Annotated in this window: 16 protein-coding genes; 9 read left to right on the top strand and 7 right to left on the bottom strand. The window is 71.5% G+C overall.

The window, feature by feature from the left end:
* Positions 1-12: 12 nt before the first annotated feature.
* From L942_RS26160 to L942_RS44455, 3 genes are all read right to left on the bottom strand, one after another.
* On the bottom strand, positions 13-1,539 hold the full coding sequence (locus tag L942_RS26160) for a CehA/McbA family metallohydrolase (protein ID WP_037365310.1): 1,527 nt from the start codon (positions 1,537-1,539) through the stop codon (positions 13-15).
* Positions 1,540-2,228: 689 nt separating this feature from the next.
* Entirely contained in the window at positions 2,229-3,029 is an 801-nt protein-coding gene (locus L942_RS26165; protein WP_037365311.1) for an alpha/beta fold hydrolase, read from the bottom strand.
* A gap of 123 nt (positions 3,030-3,152) precedes the next feature.
* Entirely contained in the window at positions 3,153-3,314 is a 162-nt protein-coding gene (locus tag L942_RS44455; protein WP_158684540.1) for a hypothetical protein, read from the bottom strand.
* Positions 3,315-3,480: 166 nt separating this feature from the next.
* Between L942_RS44455 and L942_RS26170 the strand changes: the two genes are divergently transcribed.
* Complete coding sequence (locus L942_RS26170) at positions 3,481-4,002, top strand: 2'-5' RNA ligase family protein (protein ID WP_037365312.1); 522 nt, start codon at positions 3,481-3,483, stop codon at positions 4,000-4,002.
* Here L942_RS26170 and L942_RS26175 read toward each other — a convergent pair.
* The 3 genes from L942_RS26175 to L942_RS26185 form a co-directional block, all read right to left on the bottom strand.
* The gene (locus tag L942_RS26175; protein ID WP_037365314.1) at positions 3,944-5,029 is read right to left on the bottom strand and encodes an MAB_1171c family putative transporter; all 1,086 of its coding nucleotides are present in this window, start codon (positions 5,027-5,029) and stop codon (positions 3,944-3,946) included. The genes L942_RS26170 and L942_RS26175 overlap by 59 nt on opposite strands.
* A gap of 7 nt (positions 5,030-5,036) precedes the next feature.
* The gene (locus tag L942_RS26180) at positions 5,037-5,540 is read right to left on the bottom strand and encodes a hypothetical protein (protein WP_235079405.1); all 504 of its coding nucleotides are present in this window, start codon (positions 5,538-5,540) and stop codon (positions 5,037-5,039) included.
* 101 nt (positions 5,541-5,641) lie between these two features.
* Complete coding sequence (locus tag L942_RS26185) at positions 5,642-6,085, bottom strand: hypothetical protein (RefSeq protein WP_037365322.1); 444 nt, start codon at positions 6,083-6,085, stop codon at positions 5,642-5,644.
* 224 nt (positions 6,086-6,309) lie between these two features.
* Between L942_RS26185 and L942_RS26190 the strand changes: the two genes are divergently transcribed.
* Positions 6,310-7,254, top strand: coding sequence for an NAD-dependent epimerase/dehydratase family protein (locus tag L942_RS26190; RefSeq protein WP_037365323.1), 945 nt, complete (start codon positions 6,310-6,312; stop codon positions 7,252-7,254).
* On the top strand, positions 7,251-9,425 hold the full coding sequence (locus L942_RS26195; RefSeq protein ID WP_037365324.1) for a glycosyltransferase family 2 protein: 2,175 nt from the start codon (positions 7,251-7,253) through the stop codon (positions 9,423-9,425). Before L942_RS26190 ends, L942_RS26195 begins: the two co-directional genes overlap by 4 nt.
* Here the strand turns inward: L942_RS26195 and L942_RS26200 are convergent.
* Positions 9,355-9,861: a GtrA family protein gene (locus L942_RS26200; protein WP_037365325.1), complete on the bottom strand. Its 507-nt coding sequence runs from the start codon at positions 9,859-9,861 to the stop codon at positions 9,355-9,357. The two genes, L942_RS26195 and L942_RS26200, sit on opposite strands and share 71 nt — an antisense overlap.
* A gap of 186 nt (positions 9,862-10,047) precedes the next feature.
* On the opposite strand from L942_RS26200, the gene L942_RS26205 reads away from it, so the two are divergent.
* From L942_RS26205 to L942_RS26230, 6 genes are all read left to right on the top strand, one after another.
* The gene (locus tag L942_RS26205) at positions 10,048-11,205 is read left to right on the top strand and encodes an NAD-dependent epimerase/dehydratase family protein (RefSeq protein WP_037365327.1); all 1,158 of its coding nucleotides are present in this window, start codon (positions 10,048-10,050) and stop codon (positions 11,203-11,205) included.
* Positions 11,206-11,367: 162 nt separating this feature from the next.
* A complete protein-coding gene (locus L942_RS26210; protein WP_037365329.1) occupies positions 11,368-12,681 on the top strand; it encodes an SWIM zinc finger family protein in 1,314 nt (437 codons plus the stop codon).
* Complete coding sequence (locus tag L942_RS26215) at positions 12,678-14,120, top strand: DUF5691 domain-containing protein (protein WP_037365335.1); 1,443 nt, start codon at positions 12,678-12,680, stop codon at positions 14,118-14,120. The genes L942_RS26210 and L942_RS26215 overlap by 4 nt, the downstream gene beginning before the upstream one ends.
* On the top strand, positions 14,117-15,202 hold the full coding sequence (locus L942_RS26220; protein WP_037365337.1) for an ATP-binding protein: 1,086 nt from the start codon (positions 14,117-14,119) through the stop codon (positions 15,200-15,202). Before L942_RS26215 ends, L942_RS26220 begins: the two co-directional genes overlap by 4 nt.
* Positions 15,199-17,379, top strand: coding sequence for a DUF5682 family protein (locus L942_RS26225; protein WP_037365339.1), 2,181 nt, complete (start codon positions 15,199-15,201; stop codon positions 17,377-17,379). The genes L942_RS26220 and L942_RS26225 overlap by 4 nt, the downstream gene beginning before the upstream one ends.
* Positions 17,376-18,536 (top strand): VWA domain-containing protein, encoded by a 1,161-nt coding sequence (locus tag L942_RS26230; protein WP_037365341.1) that lies wholly within the window; start codon positions 17,376-17,378, stop codon positions 18,534-18,536. The genes L942_RS26225 and L942_RS26230 overlap by 4 nt, the downstream gene beginning before the upstream one ends.
* Positions 18,537-18,882 lie beyond the last annotated feature (346 nt).

The following is an 18,882-nucleotide window of genomic DNA, read 5'->3' on the forward strand; positions in this document are numbered from 1 at the left end:
GCTCGGGTCGGGTCAGCCGGCGTCGGCCGTGCCCAGGAAGATCGGGTTCGACATGGCGACCATCGCGTTCGGCGTGGTCGTCTTCGGGCCGCCCGACGGACGCCGCACCTCGACGCGGACCCAGCGGCTGTAGCGCGGGTACGTCGTCCACGTGACAGTCGCGGCACCGGATTCCGGGACGGTCTCGCTGTGCTCCGGGCCGAGCTGGTCGAGAAACGTCACCGTCGTGCCCGGAACTCCGCGGACGACCGCGCGCACCTCGACCGGCACGCCAGTGCCCGCGACGAGCCGGCCGCCGATGCCCGCGGTGCGGCCCCCGCCGGAGACGGAGAAGTCGAGCTGCACGTCCTTCGATTCGGCGAGCCACGACCGGCCCGCCTTGAGCCCGGCGAGCAGTTCCGCCCGGCCGAGCCGGTCGGCCTGGACGACCGTGTGCGGGAGCGCCACGGTGTGGTCCGGGTTGTGCGCGTCGGAATCGCCGATCGCCGGGATCCACCGGCCGCCGCGCAGGAGGCCGTCCCAGTGCGTGACGCTCGCTTCGTCGTCCGCGGTCCACGGGCCGTTCCAGACCTCGACCAGGTCGGCGATCTCGTACGCGAATTCGTACGTGCAGCCGAAACAGTTCGCGAACGGGTGCGCGGCGGTGACCAGTCCGCCCGCCCGGTGGACCTGGTCGGTGAACCGCCGGAAGTCGCTCGGGTCGGAAGCTCGGTAGCGCCAGTCGATCCAGGTGCCGGCCGGGAGGCCGATCGCCGGCCAGTGCCCGGACCGCGTGGTGACCTCCTCGCCGTTGAGGATCAGCAGGTCGTCGGTGGCGTAGTTGCCCCACACCAGTTGCGAACTGGACGTGTTGTGGTCGGTGGACACGATGAAGTCCAGGCCGGCCGCCCGCGCGTCCGCGACCAGCTGCTCGGGCGTGCGCTTGCCGTCGGAGTAGACGGTGTGCAGGTGCGAGTCGCCGCGGTACCAGGAACGGCCGCGGTCGCGCGCGGGCGCGGTCTCCGGGGCCGGGTTCGGCTGGAACGGCTTCGAGGTGTCCCGGCCGAAGGTCAGCGTGATGTCGACGCGGTAGTTCAGGCCCTGCGGCGCGACCGTGTACGGGCCGAGGATCACGTGCCAGCGGCCGGGCGTGATCGGCCCGGCGAGGTAGCCGGGGGTCGCCTCGGCGGCGCTGATCGAGAACCGGTCGCGGAAGCCGCCGGACCAGCCGCGGAAGCCGCGCCGGGTGCCCAGTTCGTGCCCTTCCGGGCCGAACATGCCGATGTCGCAAGCATTTCCGCGAGTGCCGGCGGGCACCGGCGGCTTGTCGTAGGAGTAAACGACATCGATCTGCTTCACGCCAGGCGGCACCTCGACCGGGAGGTAGTACCAGTCGGGCACGTCCGGGCGGAAGGTGCCGGTGACGGTCTTCGTCTGCTGCCCGGAGCCAGGCGCGGGCGCCGCGAACGAAACGCCCGGCAGCATCGTCATCGCCGCGCCCGCCGCGACGACGCCGCCGGCCCGGAACAGGGTGCGCCGGTTGAGTTCCCCAGTGGACATGACCTACCTCCGCAGCAAAGAAGTCGCGCCGACGCTAACCGCCGGGACCACCCCCTTCAACGACGCTGCGGTGAACACTCGGCGACTCGCCTCGCCCCGCCGGACCCGGCGTGCTCGCCGCCGGGTGCCCGCCGGCTGAGAGCACCGCCGCCCTCGACAGGCCTCCCGTTCATCGGGCCACGGAAAATGCCGCACACCGTCCACGAACGCCCCCACGGCAACGACGACCTCCACCGCTCGCCTGCCGCGCAACCATTGCCCACCAGCCACTCCCAGCAGAGCCGTACACGCTCATCCGCGCCGCCGACCCCCGTCCGACGACACCCGCCGTCCTCAACCAGTCCGACAGCCGTCCCCGTTCACCAGCCATCCGAGGAAAACCCCGCAATGCCGCACGCCGTCCACGAACGCCCCACGGCAACGCCGACCTCCGCCACTCGCCTGCTGCGGATTCACTGCCCACCAGCCACTCCCCAGCAGAGCCGCACTCCCACCATCCGCGGAGCCGCCGACCCCTTCCGATGACACCGCCGTCCTCAACCGGTTCCACAGCCGCCCGTTCACCGGGCAGCCGCGGAAAACCCCGCACACCGTCCACGAAAGCCCCCACGGCAATGCCGACCTCCGCCACTCGCCTCCCGCGGAATGGTTGCGGACCAAATACTCCCGGCCGGGCCGCACCAGACGCCTCAGTCCCCCGCCGCACTCGCCTCCGCGACCCGGTCCAGCCAGTCTTCCATCAGCGCTTCGAACAGCACCGGCTGCTCGAACTGCAGGTTGTGCCCCGCCCGGTCGAGCACCGCGTAGCTCGCCCGCGGATAGTGCCCCAGCAATCCGTACGGCTCGGCGAATCCGGTGGACGCGTCCTGCCGCCCGCACACGATCAGCGCCGGTTTCCGGTACGCCGGACCGCTTTCCGGGTCGGCCGACAGCTTCCAGCCCGGCAGCATCCGCCGCAGCGCGGCCCGGTCGGCGACCGCGAGCCCCGGCGCGACGTCCGTCCGGAACCGCGCCAGCGTCTCCGCGGACTGGACCACCGCCACCTCCCCGTACTCCGCCGCCTCGGCCGGGTCGAGCCCCGCCAGCAGCTCCGGATCGGCGCGCAGCACCTCGTGGTCCGGCACGTCCCGCTCCAGGACCGGCACCGGACGGCCGACCGGGCACACCAGCGCCAGCCCGGCGACCTGCGCGGGCCTCGCCCGCGTCAGCCCTCGCGCCAGGTATCCGCCGTACGACTCGCCGACCAGCAGAAACGGCTCGTCGCCGATCAGATCGTCCACCAGGTCGTCCAACGCCGCGAGGAGGTCGTCCGAGCCGCGCGCGGACCCGGCGGGCGATTCGCCCATCCCGGGCAGGTCCGGGTAGATCCGGCGGTATCCGGGCCGCCGCGCGAAGACCGGTTCGAGACAGCCGGTCATCAGGCGGTGGTCCGGCGTCCAGCCGTGGACGGCCAGCACCGGCGTGCCGGAACCGTGTTCGACGTAATGCATCGTTCCTCCCTGTTCGCCGGCCCCCGTTGTACCGCACGGCACCGACAATTCCGGGAGTCCGGCGGCCGGGAGGAGGGCCGCCGCCCGCCGGGGCGGCGATTTGCGGGAGAATTTCCCGGAAGGTCAGCCGCGGGAGCTGATCAATTCTCTTTCGAGGGCCGGCCGCCCCGGAGCGGGACGGCGCGGAACGCAAGCCAGCAGAAGGAAACCTGCCACGACGCCCAGGAGCACGTGGCCGGTGACGGCGCACAATCCGCACAATGCGGTCCATAGGACGATCTTCATCCACCGAGTGTAGGACCGGAAAGAATCGCCGACGGCGGACTTGGGGAAGACTTAGGGTTCGGTTAAGCGGAATTCCCCGGAAGCAGCAAAACAGAAAGGGTTGCCTTTCCTTTCCAGTCCGGACCCTCCGGTGCGGCGAACGGGCGCCTCCGGCAGGATCGGGGCCGTGCCCACCCCCGGAACCAGCGCGCTCGTCGTCACGCTTCCCGCCGCCGCCGTCCTGCTCGAGACCGCCGCGGCCGTCGACCCCGGACTCGTCCGTCCCGGCCTTCCGCCGCACGTCACGGCGCTGTACCCGTTTCTGCCCGCCGACCGGCTCACCGAGCGGATCGACGCCGACGTCAGCCGGCTCGCCGCGAGCTTCCCGGCGACCGAAGTCCGGCTGACCGACCTGGTCACCGCGCCCGGGTTCGTCGCCGCGGCCGCACCGGCCCTGCAACCCCTCGCCGACGCCGTGTGCGACCGCTGGCCCGATGTGCCCCCGTACGGCGGCCGCTTCGGAGCGCATCCGCCAGCGCATCTGACGATCGCCCTCGGCGGCACCGACGCCCAGCTCGCCGAGGTCGCCGAACGCGCGCGAGCCGCGCTGCCGGTCGCCGCACTGGCGGACACGCTGCACCTCGTCGTGCTCACCGAGCAGGGTTGGCAGCTCCGGCTTTCGGCTCCGCTCGGAACGCCTGCGCGATAGCCCGCAGCCGGGCCACGTCAGCCTCGAACGCGGTCTCCCGATGCGGAGCCGGCGGTTCCGCGGGCTCGTCCGGTGCCGGCGCGGCCGCACTGCGCAACACCTGCGCAGCCGCGCCCGGCGGCACTTCGGGACCGACGCCGGACAGCAGCAACCCGTCGTTGATCTCGCTCATCATCGTCAGCAACCGTTCCCGGCCGGTCCCCGACGCGTCGTCGAGGCGGACGATGTCCGGATACCGCTCCGCCAGGTGCTGCCGGAGCGGCCGCAACACCGCACGCGTCCGCGCGTCGCGCACCGTCCGTCCCAACGCGGGCAGCGCCGGGACCGTCAGCCCCACGACGATCAGCAGCACCGAGATCGCCGGGAAGCCGACCGCGAGCGTGCACCGAACCGTCGAAAACGCGCCCCGGCACAGATTCCGGACCGGATGCTCGGCGGTCAGGTCGCTCAGCAGATCCACGATCTTCCCGACCAGGTAAGCGAAAGCGAACACACAGGCCAGCAGCATGATGCCCAGCCCGGCTCGCAGCGCACCGGCACCCGCGCGCACTGCTCCGGCCGACACCACGGCGATGTCCGCCACCGCGAAGCCGAGGTACAGGGTGTAGACGACGATGTATGCGACCAGTGTCGGGTTCGACCGGTACAGCTCGTCGAAGAGCCCGACGCCCGTCGGAAGCCCGCGCGTCGCGAAGAACGACGCAGTGAGCACGACGAGCGCGACAATCAGCGCCCCGAGCCGCGCGCGCCGTCGACGCTCTGCCACGCCACCGATCTCCGCGACAGTCACTTCAATGCCGTACGCAGCCACCATCGTCGCGAGGTTCGACAGCAGCCGCCCCAGGCTCGGGTACAAGCGGCTCTCGATAGCCTGCGCACTGTCGGCGAGCAAGCACAACGCGATGCCAAGGGCGATCAGGCTGGTCGCGAGCCCCGCACCGGCACCAGTCCGCCGCGCTCGCACCGCGCGCCAGATCCCGACCGCGACGGCGAGCAGGCCGACGCCGAAGAACAGAAGGTCGATCATCCGGGCCCTACCCGAGCAGCGACGCGAAGCGCCGCGCGCGATCCGCTGCCCGGCCGGAAGCGCCGGGCCGCACCTGGGCGCCGTCCTCGGTCGCGGCGCTCATCAGGAACACGGCGATGAGCTCCGCTTCGTACTCGTCGGAATTCGTGGTGACGCGGGTGAGCAGATGCGACAGCAGGTGCGCGCTGAGGTCCGGCGCGAGCGTCGCCGCTTCGGCGTCGGTGAGCACGCACTCGCCGCGATGCTCGCACAGCAGATGGGCGATCTCGTGGGCGATGATGTGGTCCTGGTGCAGCGACGACGTGCCCGCCGCGTACGCGATCAGGTCGAAGTCGTCGTGCCGCTGCCACGCGCCGGAGGGCTGGCCGGGCGCGTAGTCGACCGCGACCAGGTCGATGTCCCGGCCCCGGTGCCGTTCCAGCCGGTCGATCCACGCGTTCATCGACCACGGCCGCGGGGCGGGCACGTGTGCCAGCAGGTCGCGCACCCGGTCGCGGGCGCGCGCTCGCACGGTCGGGTCGATCTCCCCTCCCGAGGCGCTCGGCGGCTGGACCAGCCTGGTGCACCAGGGGGTCCCCGGCGTTCCGGCTGCCGCCAGCATAGCCGCCCGGGTCACTCGGGCTTGCGTCCGCGCCGGGTGCGCTCTCGTCCCTCGGCGTAGCTGCCGAGCTGGTCCATCAGGGCGGATACGGTCCGCCGGTCGCGCTCGGACAGCCGCATCGCCCGCTGCGCCAGCTCGCGGGCCTGGGTGTCGCGCCAGGCGACCACGTCGGCGACCTGCTCGTCGACCCGGTCGGCGACCTCGTCGTCGAAGAAGTAGGTGACCGGCACGCCGAAGAACCGGGCGAGCGCCTGGATGTGCGACCGCTTCGGGTCCCGCCGCGCGCCCACGGCCAGCTGCTGGACGTGCGTGGCCGACATGCGGACGCCGGTGACGTCCGCGACGCCCTGGGCGATCTCGCGGTAGGAGTAGGGCTTGCGGTCCGGCGGGTGCACGGTCGCGATCAGGTGCGCCAGCCGTTCCGCGAAGCTGCGCTCCGGTTCCTGCTCGGCCATGCCGCCCCCACCACCGTTCCGTCTGCGTAACAGGCTTCAGCATAACTGTCCTGAAAACTTGACACCAGCCGTCCCGTTCCGGATACACTCAGCGCGCGCATCGTTTAGAAAACTAAACACCGGGATCCGCGTGCGGTCGCTGGGGGTGCCCGCACGCGGTCCCGCGCTCGCCCGCGCGAGGGACGCACAAGTGGCGCACAGGCTGCGGAGGTAGGTTGTGCGCCATGACACTCCCCCACAGTCCCGAAAGGACACCCGTCGTCGTCACCGGCGGCAGCGGCTTCATCGGCCGCGCTGTCGTGCGCGAGTTCCGCGAGCGCGGCTATCCGGTCACTGTCGTGGACCGCGTGCGCTACGAGACGACGGACGAGGGAGTGCGCGTCGTCGTCGGAGATCTGCGCGACGCCGAAACACGCGAAGCGGCTGTCGAGGCAGGCGTCGGCGGGATCGTGCACCTCGCCGCGCTGACGTCCGTGCTGAAGTCAGTGGAGCTGCCGCGCGACACGTACGCGGAGAACGTCGCTGTCACACAAGAACTTCTCGAACTGTGCCGCGTACGCGAGGTGCCGCGCTTCATTCTCGCTTCCACGAACGCAGTGATCGGCGATGTCGGCACTAACACCATCACGGTCGACCTGCCGACGAAGCCGCTGACGCCCTACGGTGCCACGAAAGCGGCTTGCGAGATGCTGCTGTCCGGCTACGCGGGCGCGTACGGCATCACGACGTGCGCGTTGCGCTTCACCAACGTGTACGGGCCAGGCATGTCGCACAAGGACAGCTTCGTCCCGCGGATGATGCGTGCGGCGTTGAACAATGAAGGCGTGCGGGTGTACGGCACCGGCGAGCAACGTCGCGACCTCGTGCACGTAGACGACGTCGTACGCGCGATCGCGCTCGCGTACGAGAGCGGGTACACCGGCCGCGCGATCGTCGGCGCCGGACATTCGGTGTCAGTGCTGGAAATGGTCGAGACCGTGCGCGCGGTGACCGGGGCCGAGCTGCCGGTGGAGCACGTGCCCGCGCCGGCCGGCGAGATGCCCGCGGTGGTCGTGGACGTCTCGGCGAGCGCGGAAACCATCGGCTACCGCCCGGAAATCCCCCTCGCCGACGGCCTCGCCACGGCCTGGAAGTACTTCTCCGGACTGGACCGGGCCGAGGCGCCGTGACCGGATTCCTCCGCCGCCACGCGTTCCTGCTGGCGCTCCTCGCCGCGGGAACCACGCTGCGGGTGCTGGCCTGGATCGCCTACCGGCCCGCGCTGCTGTACATCGATTCCTTCCGGTACCTGGACAATCTGGGGCCGCTGCGCGCCGACGGGATCAACCCGGTCGGGTACGACCTGCTGCTGCGGCCGCTGCTCGCGGTCGGCGGACTGTCATTCGTCGCCGCGCTGCAGCATCTGGCCGGGCTGGCGATCGCGGTCGGCATCTACGCGCTCGCCCGGCGGCTCGGCGCGCGCAACTGGGTGGGCGCGCTGGCCGCCGCGCCGCTGCTGCTCGACGCCTACCAGGTGCAGATCGAGCAGAACATCATGGCTGAGGTGCTGTTCGAGGCGCTGCTGTTCGGGCTGCTGTGGCTGCTGCTGGCCAAGGGCAAACCGAACTGGCGGCGGATCGCGCTGGCCGGGCTCGTGGTCGGGTTCGGCGTGCTGGTGCGGCTGATCGGCGTCGCGATCGCCGCGCCGTTCCTGCTGTACGTGCTCGCCGCGGGCAGCGCGTGGCGTTCGTGGCGCGGATGGCGCGACGCCGGGATCGGGCTGCTCGGAATCCTTGTCGTGGTGGTGCCGTACGCGGCTCAAGTCAAGGCGGAGACCGGAAAATGGGGGCTGAGCGGGCCGTCGGGCAGCATGCTCTATGGCCGCACCGCCGCGGTCACGGACTGCGCGAAACTCCAGCTCGACCCGGTCGTGCGGCAGTTCTGCCCCACCGAACCGGTCGAGAACCGGCTGGTCGACAACTACACGCACGCCGATCTCGACCCGGCGTGGCCCGGGCCGCTGCCGCCCGGCGCGGACAAGGGCGCGCTGGCGCACGAATTCGCCATGACCGCGCTGAAGGCGCAGTGGCGGGACGTCGCGACGGCGATCCTCGGCGACTTCGGCAAGAGCTTCCAGTTCACCCGCTACACCGCGCCCACCGACGTCCCGATCGACCGGTGGCAGTTCCAGCAGACCTATCCGGAGTTCGCCGATCCCGCCGTGGTCAAGACCGTCACGCAGCAGTACGACGGCACGGATCCGAAGGTCAATGAGCCGATCGCGACGTTCCTGCGCGACTACCAGCTCAACGGCGGGTTCGTGCCGGGCGCGGTGCTCGGGTTCTTCGCGCTGCTCGGCCTGCTGACCGTGCTGCGGCGCAAGAAACCCCGGCATCCGGCGCGCAGCGGCGCGTTGTTCGCGGCCGGCACCGGGTTGTTCCTGCTGTTCGGGTCCGCGGTGTTCGAGTTTTCCTGGCGCTACCAGCTTCCCGCGCTCGTGCTGCTGCCGGTCGCCGGAGCGCTCGGGTTCACCACGCTCACCGTGGCGAGCCGTCGTCGCCTCGGCAGTTATCCGGACGCTGTCGACGAAGGCGCGATCGCGGACTTCCACGACCGGCATCCCGGCGCGAAGCTGTCCGAGCTGACTGTGGTGATCGCGGCGTACAACGAAGCCGGCGGTATCGGCCAGGTGCTGGAGAAGATGCCGGACGAATGCCTCGGGCTGCCAGTAGACGTCCTGGTGGTCGTCGACGGCGGTACGGACAACACTGCGGCCATCGCGGAAGACCATGGCGCGTACGTGTGCGTCGCGCCGACTAACCGCGGCCAGGGCGCCGCGCTGCGCCTCGGGTATCACCTCGCTGCCGAGAACGGCGCGAAGTACATCGTCACCACGGATGGCGACGGTCAGTACGACAACAGCGAAATGGCCGAACTCGTCGCGCCGCTGCTGGATGACACGGCCGATTTCGTAACCGGCTCCCGGCGGCTGGGCCATGAAGAAGCCGACAGCCGGATGCGCTGGGTCGGCGTGCGCGTGTTCGCGTGGCTCGCGTCGGCGCTCACCTGGCGGCGGATCACCGACACATCGTTCGGATTCCGTTCGCTGCGCGCGGAACTCGCGTGCGCGATCCCGCTGAACGAACCGCAGTACCAGTCATCGGAACTGCTGCTAGGCGCGACCGCGCTGGGCGCGCGCGTGCTCGAACGGCCGATGAGCATGCGGCTGCGCAAGGCGGGCAAGAGCAAAAAGGGCGGCAGCGTGGTGTACGGCGCGAACTACGCGCGGGTCATGACAGGGACGTGGTGGCGGGGGTACGTGCTGCGTCGCGGCCGAAAACGAACCGGTCGAGCATCGTGAACTTCGCGACGAACACCAGCGCGTAGCTGAGCACGTACGCCGCGTCGAGCAGCGCGACCCACCAGAAGTGCGGCAGGCGCAGCGGCGCGAGCAGGTGCCCGGTGAGCGTGGTCAGGCCGACCGAGGCGAGGCCGCCGAGCGAGATGACGAGGACGTAGGGCAGCAGCTCGCGCCCCACTTCCGGACGGCCGCGGCGGCCCCACACCCAGCGCCGGGTCAGGAAGAAGTTCAGCACCGCGCCGGCCGCGAACGCGCAGGCGCTGGCCAGCCACGGGGCCCCGTCCGCGGAGAGCACGGCGATCAGCGTGGCCTGGCTGAGCAGCGTGGCGGCGACCGAACTGGCGGCCGCGCGGGCGAACCGGACCAGGCCGCGGCGGCGCGGCTTGGGCGATTCTTCCGTCGTGCGGGGGTTCGCCGGGTTGGTTACCGTCGTCATGTCCCCAGTCTCCCCTCGGGCCGCCGGCTCCGCCGCGCGACCCCCCGGCCCACAGCGGATTCACAGCTGACTGCCAGCCGAACATCAGCGGCGGGCGATTAGGTTCGGATTCGCCCCCGCGACACCGGGCGTCGTGTAGAACGAAAGGCCGTGCCTGTCGCGAAAACGAAAGGAAAGGGTGCTCGGATGCGAGTGCTGGTACTCGGCGGTGACGGTTATCTAGGGTGGCCCACTGCGCTCCACTTGTCGGACAAAGGCCACGAAGTGGCGGTTCTGGACAATTTCGCGCGCCGCCAGTACGACGTCGAGCTCGGCGCCGAGAGCCTCGTCCCGATCGAAGACCTGAGCACCCGCGTCGACGCGTGGCAGGCGGTGTCCGGCAAGCGCATCGAACGCTACGAGGGCGACCTGCTCGACGCGGACTTCCTCTTCGGCGCGGTGCGCGAGTTCCGGCCGTCGGCGATCGTGCACTTCGCCGAGCAGCGGTCCGCGCCGTACTCGATGATCGACCGCGAGCACGCGGTCTACACGCAGCACAACAACGTCGTCGGCAACCTCAACCTGCTGTACGCGATCGCCGAGATCGACCCGGACATCCACCTGGTCAAACTGGGCACGATGGGCGAGTACGGCACCCCGAACATCGACATCGAGGAAGGCTGGCTCGAGGTCGAGCACAACGGCCGCCGCGACCGGATGCTGTACCCGAAGAAGCCGGGCTCGTTCTACCACCTGTCGAAGGTGCACGACTCGCACAACATCGAGTTCGCCTGCCGGATCTGGGACCTGCGCGCGACCGACCTCAACCAGGGCGTCGTGTACGGCCAGCAGACGCCGCAGACCGCGCTCGACCCGCGGCTGGCCACGCGGTTCGACTACGACGCGGTGTTCGGCACGGTGCTCAACCGGTTCGTCATCCAGGCCGTGCTGGGCCAGCCGCTCACGGTGTACGGCAAGGGCGGGCAGACGCGCGGCCTGATCGACATCCGCGACACCGTCGAGTGCATCCGGCTGGCGGTCGAGAATCCGGCCGGACGCGGCGAGTTCCGGGTGTTCAACCAGATGACCGAGAGCATGTCGGTGCGGGAGATCGCCGAACTCGTCGCCGACCGCTTCCCCGGGCCGGTGCAGATCGAGAACCTGGACAATCCGCGGGTCGAGCAGCCGGAGCACTACTACAACGTCAAGCACACCGGGCTGGTCGGGCTGGGCCTGGAGCCGCATCTGCTGTCGGACACGCTGATCGAGTCGATGTTCGACATCGTCGGCGCGAACAAGCACCGGGTCAACGACGAGCGGCTGCGTCCGACGGTCCGCTGGCGCGGAGCGGTCGAAGCCTCCTGATTCCGTTCCCGCCGAAGACACGTCGCGATCAGCGCGGCAGGGTCGGCGCAGCGCGGAAAGCAGCGCGCCGTTCCGCCTCGTCGCGGAAATTGTCGGGGGCGGGTGGGATGCTCTTCGAGTCAGCCCCGGAGGGGACGGAACTGGAAGAGCGGCAAGGCGAACGTGGGGGACGAAGCAGCGGCGCGGTGGAGCCCGGAGCGGGTGCTCGAGCTCGCGCCGGACGCCGCGTCGGCGAAAGCCGGGCGCGGCCAGGCGGCGCCGGCGAAGTGGTCGGGCGCGGGCGCGTCGGGCCGCGCGGTCTGGGGCGCGTGCCAAGGCAGCGGGAAGCGGCCGTACCAGACGGCGGTGGAAACGGCCGGGCCCGCCTTCCGGTGCACCTGCCCGAGCCGGAAGTTCCCCTGCAAGCACGCGCTGGGGCTGTTGCTGCGCTGGGCGGAGGGGCAGCTCCCCCGCGAGGAGGAGCCCGGATGGGTGCACACGTGGCTCGAAGAACGGGCCGCGCGAGCGGAGCGCGCCGAGAAGAAGACGGACGCGCCGAAGGATCTCGAAGCGGCGGCCAAGCGGGCGCGGGAACGGCTCGCGCGTGTCACCGCCGGGGCCGCTGAGTTGCGCGGATGGCTTGCCGACCGGGTGTCGGCCGGGTTCGCGACGTTCGAGCGCGGCGGTGCCGACGAGCTGTACGCGGTGGCCTCGCGGATGGTCGACGCGCAGGCTCCCGGGCTGGCGAACGGCCTGCGCCGGGCGGCGGCTCTGGTGGGCCGGGGCCGGGACTGGCCGGATCGGCTGCTGGCCGAGCTGTCGCTGGTCTACGTGCTCGCGGAGGCGGCGAGCCGGCTGGAGCAGCTGCCTGCCGGGCTCGCCGGCACCGTCCGGACGCGGCTCGGGTTCTCGGTGAGCAACGCGCAGGTGCTGGAGTCCGGCGAGCGGGTGCCGGACCAATGGCTGGTCACCGGCGCGGTCGACGAGGAACAGGACTCGCTGCGCAGCAGGCGCACCTGGCTGCGGGGCAAACGCAGCGGACGGGACGCGCTGGTGCTGTCGTTCGCTCCGCCCGGACGTCCGCTCGACAGTTCGCTGCCGCCGGGGTTCGTCGTCGCGGGAGAGCTGGTGTTCCATCCGGGCGCGGTGCCGTTGCGGGCGGTGTTCGACCATCGCGAGGAAGCCGTGCCAGCGGGATCGGCACCCGTCGGCGGGAGTATCGCTTCGGCGCTCGCCGACCATGCCGCGGCGCTCGCGGCCGATCCTTGGCTGGACCGGTGGCCGGTGTTGCTGAGCGAGCTTCGCCCGGCGCGGCACGGCGAAGGCTGGGCAGTGTCCGATGTGGACGGTGCGGCGCTGCCGCTGGTGTCCTCGGCGGATCCGTGGCCGCTGCTGGCGCTCGCGGCCGAGCGGCCGGTCACGGTGGCCGCCGAGTGGACGACGGCGGGACTGCGTCCGTTGAGCTGCTGGCATCGCGATGGGATGGTGCGGCTGTGACGGCTTGGAACGACCTCGTCAGCACCGTCCTGCTCGGCACCCGGCGCCGGACCCTCGACCCCGCGGGATTACCGCCCGGGGTAAGGGAAATCGCGCACCAGCGCACCGAACCCGCCGACCAAGCGCTCGTCGCCGCGGCGGCGTACACCGGCTACCGGCGCGCCGGGCAGCGACCGCTCGCCGGCCTCGAACCCGAACCGGCCGCGGCGGCGGACACCCGCCCGTTGCTCCCGGCCGGGGCGCGGGCGCGGCTCGTGCACCTGCTTTCGGCCAACCGGCCGGAACTGGTCGAGGAATGGCTCGCCGCGGTGGCGGACAAGGGTTTCCGCGTTCCGGCCGAGCGGCTCCCCGCGCTCGCCGACGCGGCGCGGACACGGGTGTCGCTGCGCGAGCCGCTCGCCACGGTCGCGGGCCCGGCCGGGGCGTGGCTCGGCGAGCGGAACCCGGATTGGGCGTTCCTCGTCGCCGCCGACGACGACACCAGCGACGACGCCTGGCAGTTCGGCACCGCCGCGCGCCGGCAGGCCTGGCTGGAACGCGTGCTCGTGGCCGACCCTGCTCGTGCGCGGGAGGCGCTCGCCGCGGCCTGGGGCAGCGAACCCGCCGACGTCCGGGCGACGTTCCTGTCGTTGCTGGGCGAACACCTCACCGACGAGGACGAGCCGTTCGTCGAAGCCGCGCTCGGCGACCGGGCGGCCGGCGTGCGCGAAATCGCGCTGCGGCTGATCGGCCGGTACCCCGAGTCGGCGTCCGGCGCGCGGATGATCGAACGGCTGCGTTCCTGCGTCACGGTGCGCAGCCGCGCGCTGCGCGCCGACGTCCTGGTCTTCACTCCGCCGGAGCCGGACGACAGCTTGCCCCGCGACGGCATCCGCGTCCCCGCCGGTCCCGGGCACGGCACCGCGCTCCTGCGCGCGCTCATCGCCGCCACTCCCCTGCGGTTCTGGGCCGAGTACGGCACTCCGGGCGAACTGGCCGGGATGCTCGTCGAGGGCCCGCCGTTGAACGCGGTGCGCGAAAGCTGGGCCGTCGCCGCGCTTCGGCAGCGCAACGAGCACTGGGCGCAGGCCCTCGTGGAAGCCGAGCCGGGCGGACGCAGCACCGCCGCGCTCATCGGCGTGCTGTCGCCGGACCACCAGGCCGCCACCGTCGCGAAGCTGACTCGCGGGCTGCCGGTCGAAGCCCTCACCCGGCTGATCCTCGACCTGCCGCAGCCGTGGCCCGCCGCGCTCGGCACGGTGCTGCTCGACTGGGTCGCCGGGCAGCGCGACCACCGGCTGGTCGCGCACGCGGCCGCGCTGATCGCGAAGGCCGTGCCCGTCCCCTGTCTCGGGCACCCGCTGGCCGAAATCCCGCTTCCCGGCGAAGCCGCCCCGTGGCGGCGCGCGGTCGCCGAAACCCTGTCCTTCCGCCGTGAAATGCACAAGGAGCTCGCATGACGTCCCCCGTCCTCCGGCCGCACGCCGAACAGGAATACGCCGGCGAACTGGCCGCTCTCGCCGCGGCCGACGACCGGGCGAAACCGCCGTCGTGGCGGCTTTCGCCGTGGGCGGTGGTCACCTATCTGCTCGGCGGGCAACTCGACGACGGCACCGAGATCAGCCCGAAGTACGTCGGGCCGCGGCGGCTGATCGAGGTCGCGGTCGCCACGCTCGCCACCGACCGCGCGCTGCTGCTGCTCGGCGTCCCGGGCACCGCGAAGACCTGGGTGTCCGAGCATCTGGCGGCGGCCATCAGCGGGGATTCCACGCTGCTCGTCCAAGGCACCGCGGGCACCGCCGAGGAACAGATCCGCTACGGCTGGAACTACGCGCGGCTCATCGCCGAGGGGCCGAGCGACCAGGCGCTGGTCGAAAGCCCGATCCTGCGCGCGATGCGCGACGGCAAGGTCGCCCGGCTCGAGGAGCTCACCCGCGTCCCGGCCGACGTGCAGGACTCGCTGATCACCATCCTGTCCGAGAAGACGCTGCCGATCCCGGAACTGGGCACCGAGGTCCAAGCGCGGCCCGGGTTCACGCTCGTGGCCACGGCGAACAACCGGGACAAGGGCGTCAACGAGCTGTCGAGCGCGCTGCGGCGGCGGTTCAACACCGTCGTCCTCCCGCTGCCGGACACCGCCGAAGCCGAGGTGGACATCGTCCGGCGGCGGGTCAGCCAGCTGGGGGCCGCGCTTTCGCTGCCCGCCGAAGCCGCGGATCTCGCGGAAATCCGCCGCGTGGTCACGGTTTTCCGCGAGCTGCGGGCCGGGCGCACCGAAGACGGCCGTACCGCGGTGAAGACCCCGTCGGGGACGCTGTCCACGGCGGAAGCGATCAGCGTGCTCACCGGCGGTCTGGCGCTGGCCGCGCACTTCGGCGACGGGGTGCTGCGCGCGCAGGACGTCGCGGCCGGGATTCACGGTGCGGTCGTGAAGGATCCGGTGGCCGACAGCGCGATCTGGAGCGAGTACCTGGAGACCGTGGTGCGCGAGCGGGAAGGCTGGGCCGACTTCTACCGGGCGGGCCAGGAGATCGCCGGATGACCACTCATCTCCTCGGGATCCGGCACCACGGTCCCGGTTCGGCGCGGGCGGTCGCCGCCCGGCTCGCCGAGCTGGAACCGGACGTGGTGCTGATCGAGGGACCGCCGGAGGCGGACCAGCTCGTCGACCTCGCCGCGGACGACGACATGCGGCCGCCGGTGGCGCTGCTGGCGTACGCGTCCGACGACGTGTCGCGCGCCGCGTTCTGGCCGTTCGCGGTGTTCAGCCCGGAGTGGCAGGCGTTGCGGTACGCCGCCGCGGCCGGCGTTCCGGTGAAGTTCTGCGATCTCCCGGCTGCGCACCAGTTCGCGCTCGGCGAGGAGCGGACCGCGCCCCGCACCGACCCGCTCGCCGAACTCGCCGCCGCGGGCGGGTACGACGATCCGGAACGCTGGTGGGACGACTTCGTCGAATCCCGCCGGGGCGAGGAATCGCCGTTCGAGGTGATCGCCGAGGCGATGACCGCGCTGCGCGAGGGCGACCGGCCGGACGATCCGCACGAGCAGCGGCGCGAGGCGTACATGCGGAACGTGCTGCGCAAGACGCGGAAAGAAGGCTACGAGCGGATCGCCGTGGTGTGCGGGGCCTGGCACGTGCCCGCGCTGGCCGATCCGCTGCCGCCCGCGTCCAGGGACCAGTCTGTCCTCAAAGGACTTCCGAAGCGAAAGGTCGTGTGCACGTGGGTGCCGTGGACGCACGGCAGGCTCGCGTCGGCCACCGGCTACGGCGCGGGCGTCCGCTCCCCCGGCTGGTACCACCACCTCTTCAGCACCTCCGGAGACGTCACCACCCGGTGGCTCACCGCGGTCGCCGGAGTGCTGCGCGAGGAAGACCTGCCGGTCTCGACCGCGCACGTGATCGAAGCGGTGCGGCTGGCCGACACGTTGGCCGCCCTGCGCGGCCGGTCGTCCGCCGGGCTGGCCGAGGTCGACGCCGCCACTCGCGCGGTGCTGTGCGGAGGCGACGACGTCCAGGCCGACCTGGTCACCCGGCGCTTGGTCGTCGGCGAACTGCTCGGCGAAGTCCCCGACCGCGTCCCGCAGGCTCCGCTGGCCGCCGACCTGGTCGCCACCGCGCGACGGCTCCGGCTCAAACGCGAACCCCAAGCGCGCGAACTGGATCTGGACCTGCGCACCGCCAGCGGCCTGGACCGCTCGCGGCTGCTGCACCGCCTGCAGATCCTCGGCATCCCCTGGGGCGAGCCGGAACTGTCTTCGGTGCGGAACAAAGGCACCTTCCGCGAGACCTGGACCCTGTGCTGGGAACCCGGTTTCGAGGTCGACCTGGTCGCGGCCGCGGTACACGGAACCACTGTGCCCGCGGCCGCCACCGCGGTAGTGCGCGAAACCGTCGCCGAGTCTCCCCCGCTTGCCGACATCACCGCCGCGGTGGAACGCTGCCTCCTCGCCGACTTGGGCGACGCCCTGCCGGAAACGCTCAGCGCCCTGGACACCCGTGCCGCTGCTGACGCGGACGTCGCGCACCTCATGACGGCCCTGCCGCCGCTGGCCCGGGCCACTCGCTACGGCGACGTCCGCGGCACCGACACCGCACAGCTGCAGGAGGTCGCCGACCGGATCCTCACCCGGGTCTGCGCTGGTCTTCCGCCCGCGGTGCACGGCATCGACGAGGAGGCCGCCGCACAGTTCTGCGAACTGGTCGACGACGTCCACGAAGCCACCGACCTCCTCGGCGACGCCGCTCGCGACCGCTGGTTCACCGCCCTGGCCCGGCTGTCCGCCCGCGACGCCCTGCCACCGCTGCTGGCGGGCCGCATCGTGCGGCTGCTGCACGACGCCGACCTGCTCGACAGCGCGGAGGTCGAACTCCGGCTGGGCCGCATGCTCACCCCCGGAATCGCCCCGACCGACGGCGCGGCCTACGTCGAAGGCTTCTTCTCCGGCGGCGCGCTCCTGCTGGTCCACGACGAACGCATGCTGCGCGTCGTCGACACCTGGCTGGCCTCGATCCCGCCCGAGGTCTTCACCGAGGTGCTTCCCTTGCTGCGCCGTACTTTCGGGGCCTTCGCCGGCCCGGAGAAACGCGCCATCGGCGAACGCGCCGCCACGCTGTCCGGCACTCGCCGGGTCGAACCGGCTCTCGCCGAAGACCTGGACGAAATCCGCGCCGCAGCCGCCCTGCCGGTCTTCGCCACCCTCCTGGGAGCCGTCCCGTGACCACCGATCCCGAACGCCTCCGCCGCTGGCGCCTGGTGCTGGGCGGAGATTCCGACGGCACCGGCCACGCACTGTCCGAAGGGGACGCCGGCGTCGACAACGTGCTGGCCGCCCTCTACGACGAACGCCCCAAGAACCCGCGCGGCAGCGGCGACCGAAGCGGCGGCCTGCAAGCCTCCGCACCGCGGGTCGCGCGCTGGCTGGGCGACATCCGGAAGTACTTCCCCGGCTCGGTCGTGCAGGTCATGCAACGCGACGCCGTCGACCGGCTGGGCATCACCCGGATGCTGCTGGAACCGGAACTGCTCAGCGCCGTGGAGCCGGACGTCCACCTGGTCGGAACCCTGTTGTCCCTCAACAATGTCCTGCCGGAAGAGACGAAGGAAACCGCCCGCGCGGTCGTGCGCAAGGTCGTCACCGAACTGGAAGAACGACTGGCCGAACGCACCCGGGCCGCGGTCCGCGGCGCACTGGACCGCGCGGCCCGCACCCAACGCCCCCGAGGCGCGGACATCGACTGGGACCGCACCGTCCGGCGGAACCTGAAACACTACTCCCCCGAACTGAAAACCATTGTGCCCGAACAGCTTTCCGGCTTCGGCCGCCGAGAACACAGCGTCCGGCGGGACGTGATCCTGGCTGTCGACCAGTCCGGCTCGATGGCAGAATCCGTGGTGTACTCCGGCGTTTTCGGCGCGGCCCTCGCCTCGATGCGCGCACTGAGCACGAAATTCGTCGCGTTCGACACCGCGGTAGCGGATTTGTCCGACCACCTGGACGACCCCGTCGACGTCCTCTTCGGCACCCAGCTCGGCGGCGGCACGGACATCAACCGCGCCTTGGCGTACTGCCAAGGACTCGTGGAGCGTCCGGAGCAGACCCTCCTGGTGCTGATCAGCGACCTCTACGAAGGCGGAGTACGAGACGATCTGCTGCGCCGAGTCGCCGACCTGGTGGGCTCCGGGGTGCAGGTGGTCACGCTGCTGGCGCTGTCCGATTCCGGAGCCCCGTTCTACGACCACGACAACGCGGCCGCGCTCAGCGAACTGGGAGTGCCCGCGTTCGCCTGCACACCGGATCTTTTCCCGGATCTGATGGCCGCCGCGCTCCGAAGGGAGGACTTGAGCCGCTGGGCCGCCGCCGCGACGGCGCAATGACCGCCCGTCGCTGAACCCGCACCGCCAGAAAGCCCGGCTCCGGTCCGGCCGGGAATGCCGAATTCCGGGGAAAGCGGACAGCCCGAGGCGGGCGACGGAATCCTGCGAAAAGGAACTGCGCACGAGGAAACGGGACCTCCTCGGTCTCCCGCGGGGACACGTTGTAGCCGCCCCGGATGATGAGGTCTTTGGACCGGTGGACGAGGTAGTACCAGCCGTCCTCGTCCCGGTGCGCGCGGTCGCCGGTGCGCAGCCATCCGTCGCGGATCGCGTCGGAGGTGGCCTCCGGCCGCCCGTGGTATTCCAGGTTCGCGTGGGCGGACCCGGCCTCTCGGCGACCTCAACC

Source organism: Amycolatopsis orientalis DSM 43388, from assembly GCF_000411975.1.
In the GTDB taxonomy this organism is placed as follows: Bacteria; Actinomycetota; Actinomycetes; order Mycobacteriales; family Pseudonocardiaceae; genus Amycolatopsis; species Amycolatopsis orientalis_D.